Source organism: Saccharopolyspora sp. NPDC045941 (assembly GCF_056431445.1).
The window spans coordinates 1-1,788 of sequence record NZ_JBWKKU010000156.1 but is presented as its reverse complement, the minus strand read 5'-3'; the positions used below and the strand labels follow the sequence as shown (position 1 = coordinate 1,788).

Here is a 1,788-nt window from a genome sequence, read left to right as displayed (position 1 = left end):
GACTCTGTTGCTCAATTTCGCACCCTGTGTGGGCGGGTGGCGGCCGCTGGGGCAAGATCATCACCCTGCTGCTGATCTTCGTGGGTGGTGTGTGGTGTCGTTGCAGCCGCGTCCGTGGCCTGATGTCCCGGAGACGACCGTTCGGGTGGCTCGGGCCGCCTTTCCCAAGGGATGTTTGGCGATGCGGGTCCGTGATGAGCTGGGCCCGTTGTTCGTTGATGAGGAATTCGTTGCGGCGTTTGGGAAACGAGGCCGTCCGGGTTGGTCACCGGGGCAGTTGGCGCTGATATCGGTGTTGCAGTTCGCTGAGAACCTCACTGACCGGCAGGCCGCGGATGCGGTGCGGGGCCGGATCGACTGGAAGTATGCCCTGGGTTTGGAGCTGGAAGATCCTGGATTCGATTTCACCGTGCTCACCGGGTTCCGGGCTCGACTGATCAAGCACGGCCTGGAGGAGAAAGTTCTGGATGTGCTGCTGGCTCGGTTGTCGGAGCTGAGGTTGCTGCGCTCGGGTGGGCGTCAGCGCACCGATTCCACCCACGTGCTGGCGGCGGTGCGGACGCTGAATCGCATCGAGTTCGTCGGCGAAACGCTGCGGGCGACGCTGGAAGCCCTTGCGATCGCGGATCCCGGCTGGCTGTCCGCCACCGCCGATCCCGACTGGGTGAAGCGTTATGGCGCGCGTGTGGACTCCTACCGGATGCCCCAGAGCGCCGAGGCCCGCACCGAGCTCGCGGTCACGATCGGCCGCGACGGTTTCCACCTGCTGCAGGCCGTATATGCGCTGCAGGTGCCGGTGTGGCTGCGGGAGATCCCGGCAGCGCAGACCCTGCGGATCGCATGGATTCAGCAGTACCACCGCACCCAGACCGACGACGGCGGGATGGAGGTGGCCTGGCGGGAGGGCAAAGACCTCCCGCCAGGCAGGCTGAGGCTGTCCTCACCCTACGACCTCGATGCTCGCTATGGCGTGAAACGCGGTCATGGCTGGGACGGCTACAAGGTCCATCTCACCGAAACCTGCGAACCCGACACGGTCCACGTGATCACACACGTGTCCACCACCGACGCCACCGTGGCGGATGTGGAGATGACCTCCACAGTGCACGAGGGGCTGCACCGGCGCGACCTACTGCCCGCCGAGCACGTCGTCGATAGTGGCTACACCAGCGCCGAACTGATCGTCACCACACGCCACGCTTACGCCATGGAGTTGGTCGGCCCCCTGCGCACCAGTACCAGCTGGCAGACCGGGAACTCCGAGGCATTCGACCACACTCATTTCAGCATCGACTGGGACGCCCAGCAGGTCACCTGCCCCAACGGAGCGGTCAGCACCAGCTGGCGGCAGGAGAAGGCCAGGGGCAAACCCGTTCTCAAAGTCGACTTCCGCAGGACTGACTGCGCACCGTGCCCTCTGAGATCTCGCTGCACCTCCTCCAAGACCAACGCCCGCAAACTCACCCTGCGCCACCGTGACCAGCACGAAACGCTCGAACACGCCCGCGCCGAACAAGCCACCGATGCGTGGAAACAGCGCTACAACATTCGCGCCGGCGTCGAGGGCACCATCCATCAAGCCGTCACCACCAGCGGCATCCGCCGCTCCCGCTACATCGGCCTACCCAAGACCCGCCTGGCTCATATCCTCGCCGCCACCGCCCTGAACCTCATCCGGCTCGACGCGTGGTGGACCGGCACACCCCTGGGAAACACCAGAACTTCCCACCTCACTGCCCTCAATCTCGAACTGGCCGCCTGATCGAAATTGAGCAACAGAGTCCTGAA

General features: G+C 64.8%; 1 protein-coding gene. It reads left to right on the top strand.

Annotated features, from left to right (window positions below; translation table 11 throughout):
- Positions 1-94: 94 nt before the first annotated feature.
- Positions 95-1,762 carry an IS1182 family transposase gene (locus AC07FN_RS45830; protein ID WP_478401372.1) on the top strand — a complete coding sequence of 556 codons (1,668 nt, stop codon included), beginning with the start codon at positions 95-97 and terminating at the stop codon, positions 1,760-1,762.
- Positions 1,763-1,788: the final 26 nt, after the last annotated feature.